Raw genomic sequence first — 19,292 nt, 5'->3', positions numbered from 1 at the left:
AACCATGGCCGGAGCCAGCCTGCTCGCCCTGCTCGACGATATCGCCACCATCCTCGACGATGTGTCGGTGATGACCAAGGTCGCCGCCAAGAAAACCACCGGCGTGCTCGGCGACGATCTGGCGCTCAACGCGCAGCAGGTCACCGGGGTGAAAGCCGAGCGCGAACTGCCGGTGGTTTGGGCCGTGGCCAAGGGCTCATTCAGGAACAAGCTCATTCTGGTTCCCGCCGCGCTCGCCATCAGCGCGCTGGCGCCCTGGGCGATCACGCCGTTTCTCATGCTGGGCGGCGCATTCCTATGCTTCGAGGGCTTCGAAAAACTGGCGCACAAATTCCTGCATCGTGAGGAAGCCGCGGCGCACCACGCCGAACTCACCCAGGCGCTGGCCGACCCGGTGGTCGATCTGGTGGCGCAGGAACGCGACAAGGTCAGGGGCGCGGTGCGCACCGACTTCATCCTGTCCGCCGAAATCATCGTCATCACCCTGGGCTCGGTCGCGGCCGTGTCATTCGGCATGCAGGTCGCAGTGCTGGCCATCATCGCCATCCTGATGACCATCGGGGTGTATGGCCTGGTCGCCGGCATCGTCAAGCTCGACGATGCCGGACTCCATCTCAGCCAGCGGCCGGGTGACGGCTTTGCCCGCCTGCAGCGCAGCCTCGGACGCGGCATTCTGCGCGCCGCGCCATTCCTGATGAAAACCCTCACGGTGGTCGGCACCGCGGCGATGTTCCTGGTCGGCGGCAGCATCCTGATCCACGGCATACCGGGTTCACACGAGCTTGTCGGCGCCGCCACCCATGTCGCGGCAACCCTGCCGGCCATCGGCGACATGCTGGCCGCGCTCACTCCGCTGCTCATCGATGTGCTGACGGGTGTTGTCGCAGGCGGGCTGATTGTGGGCGTTGTAACGGCAACCCGGCGCCTGTTCGGATAATCCGCTCCGGCTGATTGCGGCTTGCCGTGTGACGGCTCACGGCTTGCGCCCATATCCCGTAAAATACCGGCTTTGAAGCAGATGAATTCGGCGTCGCCCCGGCGACGCCCGGACACGACCCGGCATGACCGCACGCTTGCGCGAAATCCCCTACAACTACACCTCGTTTTCCGACCGCGAAATCGTCATTCGCCTGCTCGGCGCAGACGCCTGGGACGTGCTCAATACCCTGCGCGGCGAGCGCAAGACGGGGCGCTCCGCACGCATGCTGTTCGAGGTGCTGGGCGATATCTGGGTGGTGCGGCGCAACCCCTATCTGGAAGACGACCTGCTCGACAATCCCAAGCGGCGGCAGATGCTGATCGAGGCGCTGCGGCATCGTCTGCACGAGATCGAGGTGCGGCGGCAGGGCAACGAACTGGTCGGCCAGCTGCTGGGAGCGGCCACGCGCACGGTGTATGAATTCGAGACCTGGTTCGCCGACACCGCCAGCCTGCGCACGCGCATCCTGCGCCGACTGGCCGGGGTGACCCGGCGCGACAACATTTCATTCGACGGCCTGGCGCGCGTCTCGCATGTCACCGACGCCACCGACTGGCGGGTGGAATACCCGTTCGTGGTGCTGACTCCGGACAGCGAGGCCGAGATGGCCGGGCTGGTGGCCGGGCTGATCGAACTGGGGTTGACCGTCATTCCGCGCGGCGGCGGCACCGGCTACACCGGCGGCGCGATACCGCTCACCGACCGGGCCGCGGTGATCAACACCGAAAAGCTCGAGACGATGAGCGCGGTGGAAATGACCCACCTGCCCGGCGTCGAATTCGAAGTGCCGACGATCCACTGCGGCGCCGGCGTTGTCACCAAGCGGGTAATGGAAGCAGCCGACGCGGCCGGGCTGGTGTTCGCGGTCGACCCGACCTCGGCGGATGCTTCCACCATCGGCGGCAACGTGTCGATGAACGCGGGCGGCAAAAAGGCCGTGCTGTGGGGCACCGCGCTGGACAACCTGGTGTCGTGGCGCATGGTCACGCCGGATGCCGACTGGATCGAAGTCACCCGGCTCAACCACAACCGCGGCAAGATTCACGACGTAGTCTCGGCCACTTTCGAGGTCCGCCGCTTTGCCGCCGACGGCAAGACACCGAAAGGCTCGCCGGAAATTCTCCTCATCCCCGGCAGCCGCTTCCGCAAGACCGGGCTGGGCAAGGACGTCACCGACAAATTCCTCGCCGGCCTGCCCGGCATCCAGAAGGAAGGCTGCGACGGCCTCATCACCTCGGCACGCTTCATCCTGCACCGGCTGCCGGCGCACACCCGCACCGTGTGCCTGGAATTCTTCGGCCACGCCTCCGAGGCCACCCCGGCAATCGTCGAAATCAAGGATTATTGCGACGCTCACGCCGACGTCCTGCTCGCCGGGCTGGAGCATCTCGACGCGCGCTACGTCAAGGCGGTCGGCTATGCGACCAAGGCGCCGCGTACCACGCGCCCCAACATGGTGCTGTTGATCGACGTGGTATCGGACAACGAGATCGCGGTCGGCGAAGCCGCTTCGCGTATCGTGCGCATCGCCAATGCGCGCGGCGGCGAAGGCTTCATCGCGGTTTCGCCCGAAACCCGCAAGATCTTCTGGCTCGACCGCGCCCGCACTGCGGCGATCGCGGCGCACACCAACGCGTTCAAGATCAACGAGGACGTGGTGATTCCGCTGCCACGGCTGGGCGATTACACCGACGGCATCGATCGCATCAACATCGAACTGTCGATCGCCAACAAGCTCGAACTGCTCGACGCACTGGCGGAATTCTTCGACTCGCCGCAGTTGCCGCTGCAGGAAGACGACGACACCGTCGCCGACCCGGCACAGGTGGAGGACAAGCGCCAGCGCGCACGGGCGCTGATCGAAACGGTGCGCACCCGCTGGGCCGATTACCTGGCCAACCTCGATGCGCCCTTCACTCCGCCCGCCGACGCGTGCCCTCCGCCCTCCATTCCCGACGCTCCGCTCACCCGCTTCACCGCCCTGCGCGACAAGCACATTCGCGTGTCGTGGAAGCGCGAAGTCCGCCGCGAGCTGCACCAGCTGTTCATCGGCCGGGAATACATCCCGGTGCTCGAGGCCTGCGACCGCATCCATAAAGAGGTGTTGAGAAGCCGCGTCTTCGTGGCGCTGCACATGCACGCCGGCGACGGCAACGTGCACACCAACATCCCGGTCAACTCCGACGACTACGCCATGCTGCAGGCTGCCAACGCCGCAGTTGCACGCATCATGAAACTCGCCACCGATCTCGGCGGGGTCATTTCAGGCGAGCACGGCATCGGCCTGACCAAGCTGGAGTTTCTCGACGCCGCGACGATCGCGACCTTCACCGACTACATGAAGAAGGTCGACCCCGCGCACCATTTCAACAAGGGCAAACTTCAGCCCGGCGCGGACCTGCGCAACGCCTACACGCCGTCGTTCGGTCTGCTGGGAGCCGAATCGATCATCCTCGAAGCCTCCGAGACCGGCGCCATCGCCGATTCGATCAAGGACTGCCTGCGCTGCGGCAAGTGCAAACCGGTATGCAATACCCACATTCCGCGCGCCAACCTGCTGTACTCACCGCGCAACAAGATCCTCGCCACCTCGCTGCTGATCGAGGCCTTCCTGTACGAGGAGCAGACCCGGCGCGGCGTCTCGCTCAAGCATTTCGACGAATTCAGCGACGTCGCCGACCACTGCACCATCTGCCACAAGTGCAAGAATCCCTGCCCGGTCGACATCGACTTCGGCGACGTCTCGATTGCCATGCGCAACCTGCTGCGCAAGCAGGGCAAGAAGAAATTCAATCCCGGCACCTGGGCCTCGATGGCCTTCCTCAACGCCACCGACCCCGCCACCATCAAGGCACTGCGGAAGCCGCTGATCGAGTGGGGCTATGCCGCGCAGCGCATGGGTCACACCCTGTTCAAGCGCATGGGGCTGATCCAGGCGCAGACGAAGAATCCACCCGCGTCCCTGGGCAGGCCCAAACTCGTTGCGCAGGTGATCCATCTGGTCAACAAGCCGATGCCGGGCGGGCTGCCGAAGAAAACCTCGCGCGCGCTGCTGGGGCTGGAAGATCCGTCGATCGTGCCGATCCTGCGCAACCCGGCCAAGCTGTCCGACGATGCCGACGCGGTGTTCTATTTTCCCGGTTGCGGCTCGGAACGGCTGTTTTCCCAGGTGGGGCTCGCCACCCAGGCGATGCTGTTCGAGCTCGGCGTGCAGACCGTGCTGCCGCCCGGCTACCTGTGCTGCGGCTATCCGCAGATCGCCGGTGGCCAGGCCGACAAGGGCGAAGCGATCACCGCCGCCAACCGCGTGCTGTTCCATCGCGTGGCCAATACGCTCAACTACCTCGACATCAAGACCGTGATCGTGTCATGCGGCACCTGCATGGACCAGCTTCTGAAATACGAATTCGAGAAGATCTTCCCCGGCTGCCGGCTGCTCGATATTCACGAATACCTGATGGAAAAAGGTGTGAAACTGGAAAACATCAGCGGTGAGAAATATCTCTACCACGACCCCTGCCACACGCCGATGAAGACCCACGCGCCGATGAAAGTCGCCAACGCACTGCTGGGCGGCGGCGTCGTTTTGTCAGACCGCTGCTGCGGCGAATCCGGCACGCTCGCCGTCAGCCGGCCGGACATTTCCACCCAGATCCGCTTCCGCAAGGAAGAGGAAATCCGCGCCAGCGTCGCCGCGCTCAACCCCGGCAAGCAGCCGGTCAAGCTCCTCACCAGTTGCCCCTCGTGCCTGCAGGGGCTGGCGCGCTACAGCGACGATGCAGGCACCGAACCCGATTACATCGTGATCGAGCTGGCGAAGCGTCTTCTGGGCGAGAACTGGATGGCGAGCTATCTCGCGCGGGTCGGCAACGGCGGCATCGAGCGGGTACTGCTTTGAACTGTCCGCTTTGCGACACGCCCGGCGGAACGGTGCTATGGCAGGACGATTTCTGCCGCGTGGTGCTGGCCGACGAACCGGATTACCCCGGCTTCCTGCGCGTCATTCTCAACGCCCACGTCAAGGAAATGACCGGCCTGCCGGCCGCCGATCGGCAAGCCTTGATGCGCGTGGTGTTCGCCGCCGAAGCCGCGTTACGCGAGGTGATGGCGCCCGACAAGGTCAACCTCGCCTCGCTCGGCAACGTGGTGCCGCACCTGCACTGGCACGTGATCCCGCGCTTTGCGGATGACCCGCATTTCCCCAATCCGGTGTGGGGCGCAAAACAACGCGACACGCCGCATGCCGCGCCACCGGATCTGAGTGCGCGGCTCGTCGCCTCGCTCACCCGCAAGGGGTAAGCCGTGGTTCTCCCCGCAAGGGGGAGGCCGTGGTTGTAAAGCCGATGAATCGGCAACAACCACGCACTAAAGACGCTGAAGCGTCAAGAACCACGCTCACCCGGCGGCTTTCTCCTGCGCGGGGAAAGGAATGACGGTAGCGGAAGGAGGGGCATTCAGCAGGCGCTGCGCGGGGAAGACGGCAGAAAAGGTGCTGCCCTTGCCGGGGATGGACTGGATGTCCAGGCGTGCGCTATGGCGGGTGAGGACGTGCTTGACGATGGCGAGCCCGAGCCCGGTGCCGCCGGTATCGCGCGAGCGGCTGCGGTCGACGCGGTAAAAACGCTCGGTCATGCGCGGAAGATGTTCGGCGGCGATGCCTTCGCCGGTATCGGTGACGGAAAAAACGCCCTCCCCATCACGCTCGCGCCAGTTCAGGTTGATTTCGCCACCGTCGGGGGTGTAACGCACGGCATTCGATACCAGGTTGCCGAGCGCGCTGCGAATCTCCTGCAAATTGCCTTTCAGCCAGGCGCTGCTGTCGAGCTGCAGGCTGACCCGGTGCCGCCCGTGACTCAGCGACTCGGCCTCGGATTTCAGTGCATGGGCCAGTTCGGCGATATTAACGAGTTCGTCTTTTAGCGTGTGATCGGTGCTTTCCAGGCGCGACAGGGTCAGTAAATCATCCAGCAGGCGCTGCATGCGCCGGGTGTGGTCGAGCATCAGGTCGAAATAGCGACGCGATTCGCTTGCCGCCAGGTCGGGCGTATCGGCGAGGGTTTCAACGAAGCCGCCGACCACGGTCAGCGGGGTGCGTAATTCATGCGAGACGTTTGCGATGAAATCGCGCCGCATGGTGTCGACGCGTTCGAGATCGGTGATGTCGCGCGCGACCAGCAGTTTCTTGCCTTCGCCGAACGGCACCAGTTGCAGCGACAGGGTCAGCTCGCGGTTGACCGGCGACTTGCACACCAGGCGACGCGAATAATCGGCGGCGTCGAGGAAATCCAGAAAATGCGCCTGCCGCAGCAGGTAACGCACGAACTGGCCGCGGTCGCGCTCGCAGTCCAGTCCCATGTACTTGCGCGAAGCGGGATTGCACCAGTCAATCTGCTCATTGCCGTTGAGAATGACCATGCCGTCAGGCACCGCCATCGTGGCATGCTCGAACTGTTCGAGCGCGTTGGAGAGCTCACTGCGGCTGACGCGCTGGCGGCGCTGGAGTTTTTGCAGGCGGTAGAAAATGTCGCCCCAGGTGCCGGTGGCGTCGGGCGGATCCACTTCATCGGGACTTTCCAGCCAGCGCGACAGGCGAAATTCCTGCCACAGCCGGCGCAGCATCTCGAAGGCCTGGATGCCTGCCAAAAAACCCAGTGCAGCCACCCAGCCCCAGCCAGCCCATAAAAACAGGGCAACCAGCAATACGCTGGCCAGCACGCCGAGCGGACGCCACCAGAAGCCCATATTTAACAGTCCGATGAAAGCAACGTAGACAGATTATCTCACTTCGGCCGAAAATCGGTAGCCCGATCCGCGCACAGTCTGGATCAGTTCGGCGTGACCGGACGGCTCCAGCGCCATGCGCAGGCGGCGGATATGGACGTCGACCGTGCGCTCCTCCACGAACACATCGTCGCCCCAGACCTGATCGAGCAGCTGGGTGCGTGAGTAGACACGCTCGGGGTGCGTCATGAAGAAATGCAGCAGGCGAAATTCGGTCGGCCCCAGTTCCAGTGCCTGGCCGCGGCCCTGCACGCGATGGCTGGCGGGGTCGAGCCGCAAGCCGTTGATTTCCACCAGTTCGTCGGTCATCTGCGGCGCACGGCGGCGCAACACGGCCTTGATGCGCGACACCAGCTCGCGCGGGGAAAATGGCTTGGTGATGTAATCGTCGGCGCCGCTGTCCAGCCCCAGCACCTTGTCGCGCTCTTCGCCGCGCGCGGTCAGCATGATGATGGGGATCGGCTGGTAGCGTTCGTCGCTGCGCAGGCGGCGGCACAGGTCGACGCCCGACATGCCGGGCAGCATCCAGTCGAGCAGGATGACGTCGGGCAACGTGCTCTTGAGGAAGCTCAGCGCATGCTCGGCGTCACCGGTGGCAGTGACCTGATGGCCGGCCTGCGTCAGGTTGAACCTGAGCAGCTCCTGAATCCCGGGTTCGTCTTCGACCAGCAAAATATTGGCAGCCATGGGTGACTCCAGCTCTGTTTTGATGGTGACCATACTATGGCAGCAGTATGACTGATTTATGACACCGGCATGCCCATGCCAAACCCGCGCCAGCCGTGCGCTGGTAGAATTCCCGGCTTATTCGTTTACCCAGACTGCCATGGATAAAACCACCCATTTCGGCTACAAGCAGGTCGCCGAGTCCGAAAAAGCCGCCAAGGTGGCCGAGGTCTTCCATTCCGTCGCCGCACAGTACGACATCATGAACGACCTCATGTCGGCCGGCCTGCACCGGTTGTGGAAGCGTTTTACGGTGGCGCAGGCGGGTCTGCGGCCAGGCATGAAGGTCCTCGACGTCGCCGGCGGCACCGCCGACCTCACCCGGCTGTTCCTGAAGGAAGTCGGCGAAACCGGCACCGTGCTGCTCACCGACATCAATTTCTCCATGCTGCGCGAAGGCCGCGATCGCATGCTGAATGAGGGCAGGACCCCGCCCACTGTGCAGTGCGACGGCGAGCGGCTGCCGTTTCCCGACAATTATTTCGATTGCGTGTCGGTGGCCTTCGGTCTGCGGAACATGACGCACAAAGACCAGGCGCTGGCCGAGATGAACCGCGTGCTCAAACCCGGCGGGCGGTTGCTGGTGCTGGAGTTCTCCCGTGTGTGGAAGCCGCTGGAACCGGCCTACGATCTGTATTCCTTCAAGCTGCTGCCGCTGATGGGCAAACTGGTCGCCAACGACGCCGACAGCTACCAGTATCTGGCCGAGTCGATCCGTATGCATCCCGGCCAGGAGGAGCTGAAAGCCATGATGGAAACGGCAGGCTTCGCCAGGGTCAGCTACCACAACCTGACGGCCGGCGTGGTGGCCCTGCACAAGGGCTTCAAGGTTTGATCGTTGAAACCCTGATCGAGCGCAGCCTGAATCACCTGCTGCAGCAGTCGCCCGGCGCGGCCGAGGCGTTGCTGCGCCATGCCGGGCGCAGCGTGCGCTTTGACCTGGCGCTCGCGCAATACGACTTCCGCATCGCCGACGACGGCTACTTTTCCGAAGTGGGGGTCGACGCCCCCGACGCCGTCATCCGCCCCACTCCTGCGCTCGTCACCCGCCTGCCGTTCTTCGGCCGCGACGCGCTGCGCGACGCCGACTACAGCGGCGACCCGGCACTGCTCGCCACGCTCGACCGCGTGTTCAGGCAGCTGGACTGGGACGTCGAAGCCGACCTCGCGCCGCTCGTCGGCGATATCGCCGCGCATCGCCTGCACGTGTTCGGGCGCGATGCTCTGGCCGGTCTCGCCCATGCGTTCTCCGCGCTGGGCCACAACGCCGGCGAATACGTGGTCGAGGAAGCCGAGCTGATGGCGCGCGCAATCGACGTCACGCGCTTTAACCGCGCCATCGACGTGCTGACCGATGATGTGGCGCGGCTGCAAGCCCGCCTGCGCTTGCTGGAAGCCGGCCACGCATGAAACTGCTGCGCCTTGCCCGCATCCTCACCGTCGGTTTTCGCTTCGGTCTGGAAGAGTTCTTTCTCGGCCACGAACGGGTGCGGCCGCTACGCTGGCTGGTGCGCGCCACGCTGTTCTGGCGCCCCCTTGCCGAACCGCGCGGAATGCGTCTGCGTCGCGCACTGGAGGCGCTGGGTCCGATTTTCGTCAAATTCGGGCAGATGCTGTCGACCCGGCGCGACCTGGTGCCGCTCGACATCGCCGACGAACTCGCTCTGCTGCAGGACCGGGTGCCGCCCTTCCCGTCCGTCGAGGCCGTCGCCACACTGGAGAAGCTGTACAGGAAACCGCTGGCCGAAGTGTTCGCCGAATTCGATCCCACCCCGGTCGCTTCAGCCTCGGTGGCACAGGTGCATTTCGCCCGGCTGCACGACGGCACCGCCGTCGCGGTGAAGGTGCTGCGCCCCGGCATCGCGCCGGTGATCGCGCACGACGTGTCGCTGCTCTATGCCGCAGCAGGCCTGGTCGAAAAACTGTTTGCCGACGGCAGGCGGCTGCGCCCGCGCGAGGTGGTGGCGGAATTCGAAAAACATCTGGGGGACGAGCTCGACCTGATGCGCGAAGCCGCCAACTGCTCGCAGCTGCGGCGCAACTTCAAGGATTCACCGCTGCTCCTGGTGCCCGGGGTGTACTGGGATTATTGCGGTCACGACGTGATGGTGATGGACCGCATGCAAGGTATCCCGGTGAGCCAGATCGAGCGCCTGCGCGAAGCCGGCGTCGACATCCCGAAGCTCGCCGCCACCGGAGTGGAAATCTTCTTCACCCAGGTGTTCCGCGACGGTTTTTTCCACGCCGACATGCACCCCGGCAACATCCTGGTGCGTCCGGGAAGCCGCCCGCTCCACGGGGAGGCGGACGCTGAGCCCAAACCGCTTAACGACCAATACATCGCGCTCGACTTCGGCATCATGGGCACGCTCACCGAGGTCGACAAGCAATATCTCGCGCGCAACTTCCTCGCCTTCTTCCGCCGCGACTACAAGGGGGTGGCGCTGGCGCATCTGGAATCCGGCTGGGTACCGGCCGACACCCGCATCGACGAGCTCGAAGCCGCGGTGCGTGCGGTGTGCGAACCGGTGTTCGACCGCCCGCTAAAGGACATTTCCTTCGGTCGCGTGCTGCTGCAGCTGTTCCAGACGTCGCGCCGCTTCAACGTCGAAATCCAGCCGCAGCTGGTGCTGCTGCAGAAAACCCTGCTCAACATCGAAGGCCTCGGCCGCCAGCTCGACCCCGAACTCGACCTGTGGAAAACCGCCAAGCCGTTTCTGGAACGCTGGATGAACGAACAGCTCGGCTGGCGCGCGCTGGTGAAGAACCTGCAGACCGAAGCGCCAAAATGGGCCGCCCTGCTGCCGCAACTGCCGCGCCTGGCACATCAGGCCTTGAACGAAAACCGGCTGGCCCAGGTGGAAGCCGGCCTCACCCTCATGCTGCATCAGCAGCACACCCGCAACCGCTGGCTCGGCGTCATCGCCGGCCTGCTCGCCATACTGGCGGCCGCCACCCTCTATTTCAACCTGCGATAAGGACTCGCCATGCTGATCGGCTTCGTCGTGCTGTATCTGGTGCTATCCATCGGCATCGGCCTGTATGCCGCCACCAAAGTCCATAGCGCAGCCGACTACATCACCGCCGGCCGCTCGCTGCCAATGGTCGTCGTCATCGCCATGGTGTTTGCTACCTGGTTCGGCGCCGAAACCGCGCTCGGCATCCCCGCCACCTTCCTCGACGAGAACCTCGGCGGCACGATTTCCGATCCCTTCGGCGCCTCGCTCGCGCTGATCCTGTTCGGCCTGTTTTTCGCCCGCCCGCTGTACCGGATGAAGCTCATCACCCTGGGCGACTTCTTCCGCCAGCGCTACAACCGTGCGGTCGAGGTGGTGATCTCGGTTGCGATCGCGCTGTCCTACCTGGGCTGGGTGTCGGCGCAGGTGGTGGCGCTGGGACTGGTGTTCAACGTGCTCTCGGACGGCCTCATCACCCAGCCGCAGGGCATCCTCATCGGCGCGGCGGTGGTGATGCTCTACACCCTGTTCGGCGGCATGTGGTCGGTGGCGCTGACCACCCTGGTGCAGATGACCGTCATCGTCACCGGCCTGTTGTGGATTTCAAAGCTGGTGAGCGACATGCCCGAGGTCAACGGCATCATGCCGGTGGTCGAGCACGCTGCCGCGATCGGCAAGTTCGAATTCTGGCCGCCGCTGGAATGGGCGGCAGTGGTCACCTTCATCGCCGGCCTGTTGACCATGGGACTGGGCTCGATCCCGCAGCAGGACGTGTTCCAGCGCGCCAATGCCGGCAGGTCCGAACGCATCGCGGTATGGGGCACCGTTATCGGCGGCGCGCTGTACTTCGTTTTCGCCGCGGTACCGATCTACCTCACCTATTCCGCCACCCTGGTCGACCCCGCCATGACCGCAGCCGTGCTGGCCGACGACGCCCAGCTGGTGCTACCCACTTTCGTCAAGACCCATCTGCCGCTCTACGCGCAGATCGTTTTTTACGGTGCGCTGCTGTCGGTCATCATGTCGACCGCCTCCGGCACCCTGCTGGCGCCGTCGGTCACCATCTCGGAAAACATCATCAAGGAATTCATGCCGCATCACCGCATGAGCCAGAAAAGGCTGCTGTGGGTCACCCGCAGCGTCGTCGTCGCCTTCGCCGTGATGGTGGTGTTCTATTCGCTGTGGTCGCTGCAAACCGAAACCAGCATCCACCAGATGGTCGCCAATGCCTACAAGGTCACGCTGGCCTGCGCCTTCGTCCCGCTGGTGGCGGGGCTGTACTGGAAGCGTGCCACCAACCTGGGGGCGGGGCTTTCCATCGTGCTGGGGTTCGGCTGCTGGATCGCGATGGAATTTATCGCCCCGGATGCCGCGTTGCCGCCGCAGTTCACCGGCCTCATCGCCAGTACGCTCGGCATGATCGCGGGGTCGCTGGCAAGCCCCCTGCATCGCGCCTGATCGCCGCGGCCTCCTGTGCGAAAACGGCGGCTCGCAGCCGCTGTTTTTCTTTGTGCGCCTGCTGCCGGATCAGCGCAGATAACCCTCGTGCTCCAGCTTCAGCAGAATCTGCTGCACCGCTTCGTCGATGCCAAGATGGGTGGTGTCGATCGCCAGCTCCGGATTTTCCGGCACTTCGTAAGGATCCGAAACACCGGTGAATTCGGGAATCAACCCAGCGCGTGCCTTGGCGTAGAGGCCTTTGCGGTCGCGCGACTCGCAGGTTTCGATGGGGGTGGCGACGTGGATTTCTATAAACCCACCCACTGCTTCGATCATGGCGCGCACGTCACGACGGGTCAGGCGGTACGGCGCAATCGGCGCGCAGATGGCTATGCCACGGTTTTTCGTGATTTCAGCGGCGACAAAACCGATGCGCCGCACGTTGATGTCGCGGTGCGCCTTGGAAAACCCGAGTTCGGATGACAGGTGGCGCCGCACGATGTCGCCATCGAGCAAGCTCACGCAGCGTCCGCCCATTTCCATCAGCCGTGCGGTCAGCGCGCGCGCCAGGGTGGACTTGCCCGAACCTGACAGGCCGGTAAAAAATACGGTGAAGCCCTGGCGTTCGCGCGGCGGACTCTGCCGGTGCAGTTCACTCAGCACTTCGGGGAAGCTGTACCAGTCGGGAATTTTCAGCCCGGCCCGCATGCGGCGCCGGAATTCTTCGCCGCTCAGGGTAAGCAGGCGTGCGTTTGTGGGCGCTGCGGATTCCGGCAGATGTTCGGCGCGATCCTCCACATACACCATGCGCGGGTAGGCAATGAGCTGCACGCCGATTTTGCCGACCAACTCGGCGATGGGCAGGTCGGCGTGGGGTGGGGTAAGGTCTTCGCCGCGGCGGCAGCTGCCCCCGGCCTGATGTTCGCCGCCGGCAATCAGCAGGCCGCAACCGTAATTGCGCGCGACGATGGCGCGCAGCAGCAGTGCGCGGGCGCTGGCTTCGCGCGGCGGCGCCGGCAGCAGCGACAACTGGGTGGTGGCCGCCGGAAAACGCTCGCGGATGGCGAGGAAGCTGCGCACCAGGCCAAAATAACCGGGCGCGTCGGTGATGTCTCCGCCCACCTGCGGATGCAGCAGCAGGTTGGCCTCGTTCTCGATCGCACTTTTCAGGCAGAACTCGAACTGCGCACGGTGCATCGGATGATGTGCCTGCCAGGCAATGACGCGTCGCCAGCCGCGGCGAACGAGCAGTGTGCGCAATTCGGCCGGGGTGGCACGCAGGCTGGCAAAATCCGCATGCGGCGGCAGGGATGTGCCCTCGACACGGCCGCCCAGATGCCAGCTGTCGCCGTCCTGCCACGCGTCGCTGACGGTCAGTACCGCGAGCATGAATCCTTCGCCGTCGCGCAGCGCCACCCGGTCGCCCGGCTTCAGTTCGGCTGCGATCTTTTGACGGCTGCCGAGCGTGACCGGCAGCGGCCAGAAAGTGCCGTCATCAAGCTTCATTTCAGTTGCGACCTGCACGCATTGCGTACGCGTCATGAAGCCGGCAAGCGGCGAGTAGGCGCCGCTCATCAGCATTTCAAGCTCGCACTGCTGCCGCCAGTCGAGATCGAGCGAAGGCAGGCCCAATGCTTCCCGTTTGAGCGCATCGCTCCCGGCAGGGTCGATCAGATTGACGAGGGTGCCGCCATAGGGTGCGATCAGTTGATTCATGTCAGATCGGGGCAAAATCGCGTCACTCAAAAGTTTTAAAAAACAAGGCAATAAACCGGCCAAGCTCGGATTCCGGCAGGTGATTGATGCCGGCGGCGCCACGGCGACCGCCGCCGTCGAACTGGCTGCACAGCTCGTCCGCGCCCGACCGGGCAACCAGCGGTGCGCGCACGCTGACGAGGTAGCCGCCCTCCGGCTTGGCGGTGAGCACGGCATGCGCCTGCGCGGGCGACTCGACTGCCAACCGGTTGCCGAACACGCCGGAAATCCGTCGCGCCCATTTTTCTGCGGGCAGCATGAAGATGCGGCCGCTGGCACGCGCTTCCATGGGTTCCACGGCAACGGCACGCGCCATGTCCTCCCGATAGCCTGTTTTCAGCGTTGGATAGGCCGGCGACTCGGCGATGAAGGCGAAGGGGTCGGCAAACGGGCGCAGCTGGCGATATAAATCTGCCGGGTCGAAAAACAGGTCGTCGAGCGTTTCGCCGTAGCCGTTGTAATTGAGGCATTCGCCCAGCAACTGTAATTGCGCCAGTTGGTCGGCCGACAGGCTCAGTGGCACGGCGGCCTGCCGGGCGGCATCGGCGAGGTTGTCGCCGAACGCGGCGACGACCGCCCACGCCAGATGCCTGCCCTGCAAATGCCGGTTCACCAGCAGGCTGGTGCAGACGTTGGCATCGGTATCGATGTGCGGTTCGAAATTCGGATGAACCGGAATGTCGCCCGGCTGATGGTGATCGAAGTAACGCACCTGCGCGCCCGCTTCGAGCAGCCTGTCCAGCGCGTCACGATTTTTCGACAGTGCGATGTCAAGCACGGTAACGCGGTCTCCCGATTGGGCTTCGACCCGTTTCAGCAGGCTGATGTCGCGCTTGGGGCCGGTGACCAGCCTGGAATCCGCAGGAGCATCCAGGCGCAACTGGTGCAGCGCGCAAATACCGTCAGCATCGCCGTTGAAAACATCAATGAGGGGCATAAATTCGTTAAGCGGTCGGAAGTGCGGCCATTGTAGGAAAGCGAGCGCCACAATGACAAGCACGCGCAGCGTAATCGGTCAGCGCTCCGCAAGAACAGATGGGTCGGGAACTGCTGGTCATAGTTGTCGATTTCGCCAGCCCGAACAAGTATAAAGCCGGGCGCGGCGCAGCCAGGTGCGCAGGTAGCGGCGGACGTGGCTGTTCAGATCGGGGGGCGGGACGAGAAACCAGTTCAACAGCCACCGCGCAATTCACCACGACCGCCAGTTAAAGAATCTGACCTTTCCGGACGATAAAGAAGAATGATGGCTGGTCACAAGTGTCGCCGACGACAGGGCCAGCAATGATTGAAAATTATTGTGAATTTTCAGGAACTATTGTAGCCTCACCAAATTGCATTGGTATCAAAGCCCTACCGCATCTTCTTAAAGTTTTTAAAAGGATTTAAACAAATGAATTGCCGCTTATTGATGTCCCGGTTATCAATTTTCCCATTGGTCCTGGCCGCTGCACTTTCCGGCTGTGGAGAAAATACCACTTCTCTCGAACCTGCCCCCTTGGCCGTGTCGCCCGCCGACGCAGTGGCCTACAACGGCAGCCCCGTCACCCTGTACATTAGCGGCGGCACCATTCCCTACACGGCGACCAGCAGCAACTCAGCCGTGATCAACGTACCCAATAGCGTTGGCGGCACAACCATGGTATTCGACGCCAGCAACGTTGCAGAAGACACCTTGGTCAACCTGGATGTGCGCGATTCAAAGGGCGAGATGGCCACGTCCACGATCACGGTGAAACCCTCGGTCATCAGCAATACCCTCACCGTCACACCCGACCCGGCAGCGCCGGGGGTCGGTTGCGACCCCGCAGTATGCAGCGGACTGACGGCATTGGTGACGGTACAACTTAAAAACATGGCCACCCCCTTGGTCAACCGGAATGTCCGGTTTGACGTAGTGCAGGGTGATTACCAGTTCATTACCAACAGCAGCGCCACCACTTTCGCCGACACCATCACCGCCACCACGGATCAAAACGGCTACGCGCATGTTCGCCTCAAGGCCAATGTCAACGCGCCAACCCAATATGCCATCCTGAAAGTCACCGACGAGATTGGCGGCTCCGTCCTGCAAACCACCTTCACTATCGCACAGTACACCGATGGCGTCGGCATTCTGTCAGTCGTGCCCGAGACCCACACCATTACCGCTTACTACGAGAACACTTGCAGCTTCGGGGCCAGAGTGGACTATCTCATCTACGGCGGCACCCCGCCCTATACGGTGCAATCGACCTCGACCGGGGTCGCAACCGTTTCCCCCAGCACAGTGCTGACCAATGGCGGCGGCTTCACCGCCACCACGCAAAACGCTTTCTGCCCCGGCACCGCGATCATCGCCATCAGGGACGCTACCGGCAGGGTGATTGAGGCAACGCTGGAAAACAAGGCAGGGGGAGAAACTGTACCGGAACCGGTTACCGTGGATTTGTTCGTTACCTCAACAGCGGTAACGGTTGCAGCTGGGTCTACCAGAACCGTCACCATTGGCGGAAGCGCTACGCCTTACTACGTATCGAGCAATGACCTCTCAATAGCGACGGCATCCGTTGCCGGGGCCACTTTAACCATTACCGGGGTTGCCGCTGGCTCGACAACAGTAACAGTGACCGACTCGAAAGGTGCAGCGAAGACGATTAACGTCACCGTTACTCCTTAAGCAAGCATAACGTGGGCAGCTTCGTTGCACACGTTTAACGCTCATAAGCCCCTCCTCGCGAGGGGCTTTTTTGTGTTCGTGACATGAGAGAAATCAGATAAGGCCCTGTGAGTTACGCGGGGCCGCAGACACCAGATGCCCTGCGCGAAGCGATTGCCGGTAGCCAGAAGAACAAAAAATCTAGCCGCGGCTCGTCTATGAGCGAATCCACCAGCCCCACGATAAGGAATGATGTCAGCGAAATTAAAGAGGGTAAGCGACATGGCGTCATGGCCGGCCCGCCTCAGCAGCGTCAAGTCGGTAGCCGCCAGCAGCACGACAAATGCGCCCAAACCGAACCAGCCCTGTTCAAACAGGACATGAACAAAGAGGTTTTTGGTGTGCCAGGCGAGATGGCTGTCGGTAGAGAAGAACCATCGCTGCATGCCTTTTGAAAAATCACCATTGCGGACAAGATTGCGCCCGCTGTCGTCAAGCAGGGCGACATTGTCCACATCGATCAGGGTGGTCTTGTTCTGATGAACATCGAGAGCTTGACCAGGCGTTGGAGCGGGCTGCCTGGCGGACCGAAACGGTGTGTCTGGATACGGATTTCGTGACGCTGCCATTGGCCATCGTCCGATGGGAATTTAAGAGTGTTCCACGTACAGGTGAAGGAATACAGCATCGCTTTTTCGCACACGGGCAACGTCAATGCAGCCGATTCCGCCAATGTCCGCACGTCCAGCCGGATACGATAGGTACGCCCCGGCTCGACGGGTAACACTTGCTCGAAATACAGCGACCCGCCCCCCTCCGCGACGCAGAAACGTCAGAATAGTTGTCGCCTCGATATGATCTAGCAGCCTGTCGGACTTGGAGCCCCGCACGGCAGCAATTTCCCCGCCGGGACGGTATTTGCACAATATTTAGGCATTTTTAGTCGTTCATCGCCGCATCGGTATCAAATTTGAACGGGTTTCTGCTCTTTTCAGGCGCTTGGGACGGATTTCTGGCGCAACACGGCCATGCGTTTCAAATTCCACGCCAGACATACCAGCGTCCACTCGCCCTTCGCCTTCTCCAAACCACGCAGCAAGAACTGCCTGAACCCCATCACCGATTTGATGATGCCAAACACCGGTTCCACGCTCTGCTTCCTCAGCGCATACAGCATCCGCCCCAGTTTGGTCTTGAGTTTATGCGCCATCTTTTGCATCGGCGTGGCGTCCGCTTCCAACTGCGGCGGCTCGGTGAAACGCTCGCGCCAGCCGGGATGGTGATCTTCGCGGGCGACGGCAATGTAAGGTTCAACTCCAGCTTCTTCGCAAGCGGTGATGTTGTTCGCGCTGCAATAGCCCGTGTCAGCCAGCAGGGCATCGACTGTGCCCAGGCTGGCGGGTAGCGCACCGAGCTTGTCCAGCATCGGCTGAACCTGCTGTTTGTCGTTGCCCGCATTCGTGAGTGATGCCGCCACTACCAGCATCGTCGGCGCATCGACCGCCGCCTGAGCGTTGTAGCACTGCTCAAAGCCGCCGCCGGCAATCTTCATGATGCGGGATTCCTCGTCGGTGAGATTGATCTGGTCTTCCGGACGGGGTTCCGGCGTCGGCGGCTGGGGCGGCTTGCCGCTGGGCTTCTTGCCTGATTCCGCTGCGCGTGCGGCTCGCTGGGCGAGCTTCGTTTCATAAGCCGCTTGTTCCGCTTCGAAGCGGGCTCGGGCACGCGCTTCGATCTTGGCTTTGGCGGCGGCCATGACGGCCAGCCGGTCTTCACGGCGTTTGATTTCTGCGGGCAGATTCACGCCATCCGGGATGTCGGCCTGGTCAGCGGCTTCGGCTGTCGCCAGCAGGTCTTGTACTTCGGCCTTGAGTTGGGTTTCGAGCTTGACGATGTGGCCGTGCGAGAGCGCACTGTGGCGGGAGGCGTTGGCGTGAACCTTGGTGCCGTCGAGGCTGACTGTCCCCAGCTTCAGGAGCTTCATCTCGCTCGCCAGTTCGAGCACTTGCAGGAACACGCCGGCGAGTTCTTCAAGAAAGCGGCGGCGGAAGCTGGCGAGCGTGTCGTGATCGGGGTGGCTGCCTGCGGCGAGGTAGCGGAAGGCGACGGAATCGTAGGTGGCGCGTTCGATGCGGCGGCTGGAGAAGGTGGCGGTGGCGTAGCCGTAAACCAGCAGGCTGAGCAGGACTTCAGGGTGGTAGGCGGCGCTGCCGCGCCCGGCATAGACGCGGGTCAGTTCGGTGAGGTCGAGTTGTTCGATGGCTTCGACGATGAAACGCGCCAGGTGGTCTTGGGGAAGCCAGTCTTCGACCGAGGGCGGCAGCAGGTAGGCAGTCTTGCGGTCGATCGGGCGGAAGCGGCTCATGCGATGGAGGGGCTCGGATTCGATAGCGGGATTATCGCGGATTGGAAGACGAATTGGGGGTTCAAGTCCGACAGGCTGCTAGGATTTGGGAGGGCCTGCGGACCGGGCAACGCGCTCTGCCTGGAAAACACGTTGTAGCGGATAACCGTGTCGTGACGGCCCGCGTGTTCGAGCGGGCGCGTTTTCTGGTGCTTGATCTGCAGGCTGTGGCCCAGGGTCTGGCTGACCCGGTTGCCCTCGACGATGCCGCCGACAAAAGGGTCGCTGCCATCCGAATCGCCGAAATACATGCCGGTCCCCACCCGTTCGATGCGGTTGTTTCTGGCCACCCAGCCGAATGCCGGACACTTGGTGGAGATGCCCACATTCTGCTTCGACGCGGCGTGGTCGTGGATGTAGAGATGTTCCAGCGTGATGAAATCGGCATGGCGGCTTGTGGCCATCGGCCTTGACCGCATCCACCGGCAGCTTGCCGCCATCGAGCCGCAGATGGCGCAACACCAGGTGACGCACGTTGACCAGGCTGACCGTATTGGCACCCGGCCGCGCGATGAAGCGCAGCGACGCAGCCGGGTCGGCGGCTTCGATGACGATCGGTTGGCCGACATGTCCGGGCAGATTGTGGAGCGGTAAGCCCCGGCGATAATCCCCCGG

16 protein-coding genes are annotated in these 19,292 nt (G+C 63.1%); 9 read left to right on the top strand and 7 right to left on the bottom strand.

Going from position 1 to position 19,292, the window contains the following annotated elements:
• Nucleotides 1-4: 4 nt before the first annotated feature.
• The 3 genes from ACZ41T_RS10940 (at nt 5) to ACZ41T_RS10930 (ending at nt 5,278) form a co-directional block, all read left to right on the top strand.
• On the top strand, nt 5-937 hold the full coding sequence (locus tag ACZ41T_RS10940; protein WP_464921425.1) for a DUF808 domain-containing protein: 933 nt from the start codon (nt 5-7) through the stop codon (nt 935-937).
• A 124-nt stretch (nt 938-1,061) separates the two neighbouring features.
• Entirely contained in the window at nt 1,062-4,877 is a 3,816-nt protein-coding gene (locus ACZ41T_RS10935; RefSeq protein ID WP_464921424.1) for a DUF3683 domain-containing protein, read from the top strand.
• Nucleotides 4,874-5,278, top strand: a complete 405-nt coding sequence (locus ACZ41T_RS10930) for an HIT family protein (RefSeq protein ID WP_464921423.1) — start codon at nt 4,874-4,876, stop codon at nt 5,276-5,278. Before ACZ41T_RS10935 ends, ACZ41T_RS10930 begins: the two co-directional genes overlap by 4 nt.
• Before the next feature lie 96 nt (nt 5,279-5,374).
• On the opposite strand, the gene phoR is transcribed toward ACZ41T_RS10930, so the two are convergent.
• Nucleotides 5,375-6,721, bottom strand: a complete 1,347-nt coding sequence (gene phoR, locus ACZ41T_RS10925) for a phosphate regulon sensor histidine kinase PhoR (protein ID WP_464921422.1) — start codon at nt 6,719-6,721, stop codon at nt 5,375-5,377.
• 33 nt (nt 6,722-6,754) lie between these two features.
• Complete coding sequence (gene phoB / locus ACZ41T_RS10920) at nt 6,755-7,447, bottom strand: phosphate regulon transcriptional regulator PhoB (protein ID WP_464921421.1); 693 nt, start codon at nt 7,445-7,447, stop codon at nt 6,755-6,757.
• Between the two features lie 139 nt (nt 7,448-7,586).
• On the opposite strand from phoB, the gene ubiE reads away from it, so the two are divergent.
• The 4 genes from ubiE to ACZ41T_RS10900 are packed head-to-tail and all read left to right on the top strand — an operon-like array spanning nt 7,587 to nt 11,901.
• A complete protein-coding gene (gene ubiE, locus ACZ41T_RS10915) occupies nt 7,587-8,321 on the top strand; it encodes a bifunctional demethylmenaquinone methyltransferase/2-methoxy-6-polyprenyl-1,4-benzoquinol methylase UbiE (RefSeq protein ID WP_464921420.1) in 735 nt (244 codons plus the stop codon).
• Nucleotides 8,318-8,896, top strand: a complete 579-nt coding sequence (locus ACZ41T_RS10910; protein WP_464921419.1) for a ubiquinone biosynthesis accessory factor UbiJ — start codon at nt 8,318-8,320, stop codon at nt 8,894-8,896. The genes ubiE and ACZ41T_RS10910 overlap by 4 nt, the downstream gene beginning before the upstream one ends.
• Complete coding sequence (gene ubiB / locus ACZ41T_RS10905) at nt 8,893-10,464, top strand: ubiquinone biosynthesis regulatory protein kinase UbiB (protein ID WP_464921418.1); 1,572 nt, start codon at nt 8,893-8,895, stop codon at nt 10,462-10,464. Before ACZ41T_RS10910 ends, ubiB begins: the two co-directional genes overlap by 4 nt.
• Nucleotides 10,465-10,473: 9 nt before the next feature.
• Complete coding sequence (locus tag ACZ41T_RS10900) at nt 10,474-11,901, top strand: high affinity choline transporter 1 (protein ID WP_464921417.1); 1,428 nt, start codon at nt 10,474-10,476, stop codon at nt 11,899-11,901.
• A gap of 69 nt (nt 11,902-11,970) precedes the next feature.
• Here the strand turns inward: ACZ41T_RS10900 and cysC are convergent, their stop codons facing one another.
• Nucleotides 11,971-13,599, bottom strand: coding sequence for an adenylyl-sulfate kinase (gene cysC / locus ACZ41T_RS10895; RefSeq protein WP_464921416.1), 1,629 nt, complete (start codon nt 13,597-13,599; stop codon nt 11,971-11,973).
• A gap of 22 nt (nt 13,600-13,621) precedes the next feature.
• Nucleotides 13,622-14,575 carry an acetyltransferase gene (locus ACZ41T_RS10890; protein WP_464921415.1) on the bottom strand — a complete coding sequence of 318 codons (954 nt, stop codon included), beginning with the start codon at nt 14,573-14,575 and terminating at the stop codon, nt 13,622-13,624.
• 564 nt (nt 14,576-15,139) lie between these two features.
• Between ACZ41T_RS10890 and ACZ41T_RS10885 the strand changes: the two genes are divergently transcribed.
• The gene (locus ACZ41T_RS10885; RefSeq protein ID WP_464921414.1) at nt 15,140-16,294 is read left to right on the top strand and encodes a hypothetical protein; all 1,155 of its coding nucleotides are present in this window, start codon (nt 15,140-15,142) and stop codon (nt 16,292-16,294) included.
• A 41-nt stretch (nt 16,295-16,335) separates the two neighbouring features.
• Here the strand turns inward: ACZ41T_RS10885 and ACZ41T_RS10880 are convergent, their stop codons facing one another.
• The 3 genes from ACZ41T_RS10880 to ACZ41T_RS10870 all read right to left on the bottom strand — a co-directional run bounded on the left by ACZ41T_RS10880 (nt 16,336) and on the right by ACZ41T_RS10870 (nt 19,081).
• The gene (locus ACZ41T_RS10880) at nt 16,336-16,902 is read right to left on the bottom strand and encodes a hypothetical protein (RefSeq protein WP_464921413.1); all 567 of its coding nucleotides are present in this window, start codon (nt 16,900-16,902) and stop codon (nt 16,336-16,338) included.
• Between the two features lie 362 nt (nt 16,903-17,264).
• Entirely contained in the window at nt 17,265-18,638 is a 1,374-nt protein-coding gene (locus ACZ41T_RS10875; RefSeq protein ID WP_464921300.1) for an IS1182 family transposase, read from the bottom strand.
• On the bottom strand, nt 18,635-19,081 hold the full coding sequence (locus ACZ41T_RS10870) for a hypothetical protein (protein WP_464921412.1): 447 nt from the start codon (nt 19,079-19,081) through the stop codon (nt 18,635-18,637). Before ACZ41T_RS10870 ends, ACZ41T_RS10875 begins: the two co-directional genes overlap by 4 nt.
• Between ACZ41T_RS10870 and ACZ41T_RS10865 the strand changes: the two genes are divergently transcribed.
• Nucleotides 19,074-19,271: a hypothetical protein gene (locus tag ACZ41T_RS10865; RefSeq protein ID WP_464921411.1), complete on the top strand. Its 198-nt coding sequence runs from the start codon at nt 19,074-19,076 to the stop codon at nt 19,269-19,271. The two genes, ACZ41T_RS10870 and ACZ41T_RS10865, sit on opposite strands and share 8 nt — an antisense overlap.
• Nucleotides 19,272-19,292: the final 21 nt, after the last annotated feature.

Source organism: Thiobacillus thiophilus (assembly GCF_055378705.1).
The sequence above is the reverse complement of the archived record's forward strand: the minus strand, read 5'-3'. Positions and strand labels throughout refer to the sequence as shown.

Bases quoted from the DNA above. Each gene is read 5' to 3' on its own strand.
- ubiE (WP_464921420.1), top strand. From the start codon at position 7,587: ATGGATAAAACCACCCATTTCGGCTACAAGCAGGTCGCCGAGTCCGAA.
- ACZ41T_RS10875 (WP_464921300.1), bottom strand. From the start codon at position 18,638: ATGAGCCGCTTCCGCCCGATCGACCGCAAGACTGCCTACCTGCTGCCG.
- ACZ41T_RS10940 (WP_464921425.1), top strand. From the start codon at position 5: ATGGCCGGAGCCAGCCTGCTCGCCCTGCTCGACGATATCGCCACCATC.
- ubiB (WP_464921418.1), top strand. From the start codon at position 8,893: ATGAAACTGCTGCGCCTTGCCCGCATCCTCACCGTCGGTTTTCGCTTC.
- ACZ41T_RS10880 (WP_464921413.1), bottom strand. From the start codon at position 16,902: ATGGCAGCGTCACGAAATCCGTATCCAGACACACCGTTTCGGTCCGCC.
- cysC (WP_464921416.1), bottom strand. From the start codon at position 13,599: ATGAATCAACTGATCGCACCCTATGGCGGCACCCTCGTCAATCTGATC.
- phoR (WP_464921422.1), bottom strand. From the start codon at position 6,721: ATGGGCTTCTGGTGGCGTCCGCTCGGCGTGCTGGCCAGCGTATTGCTG.
- ACZ41T_RS10890 (WP_464921415.1), bottom strand. From the start codon at position 14,575: ATGCCCCTCATTGATGTTTTCAACGGCGATGCTGACGGTATTTGCGCG.
- ACZ41T_RS10935 (WP_464921424.1), top strand. From the start codon at position 1,062: ATGACCGCACGCTTGCGCGAAATCCCCTACAACTACACCTCGTTTTCC.
- ACZ41T_RS10900 (WP_464921417.1), top strand. From the start codon at position 10,474: ATGCTGATCGGCTTCGTCGTGCTGTATCTGGTGCTATCCATCGGCATC.
- phoB (WP_464921421.1), bottom strand. From the start codon at position 7,447: ATGGCTGCCAATATTTTGCTGGTCGAAGACGAACCCGGGATTCAGGAG.
- ACZ41T_RS10870 (WP_464921412.1), bottom strand. From the start codon at position 19,081: ATGGCCACAAGCCGCCATGCCGATTTCATCACGCTGGAACATCTCTAC.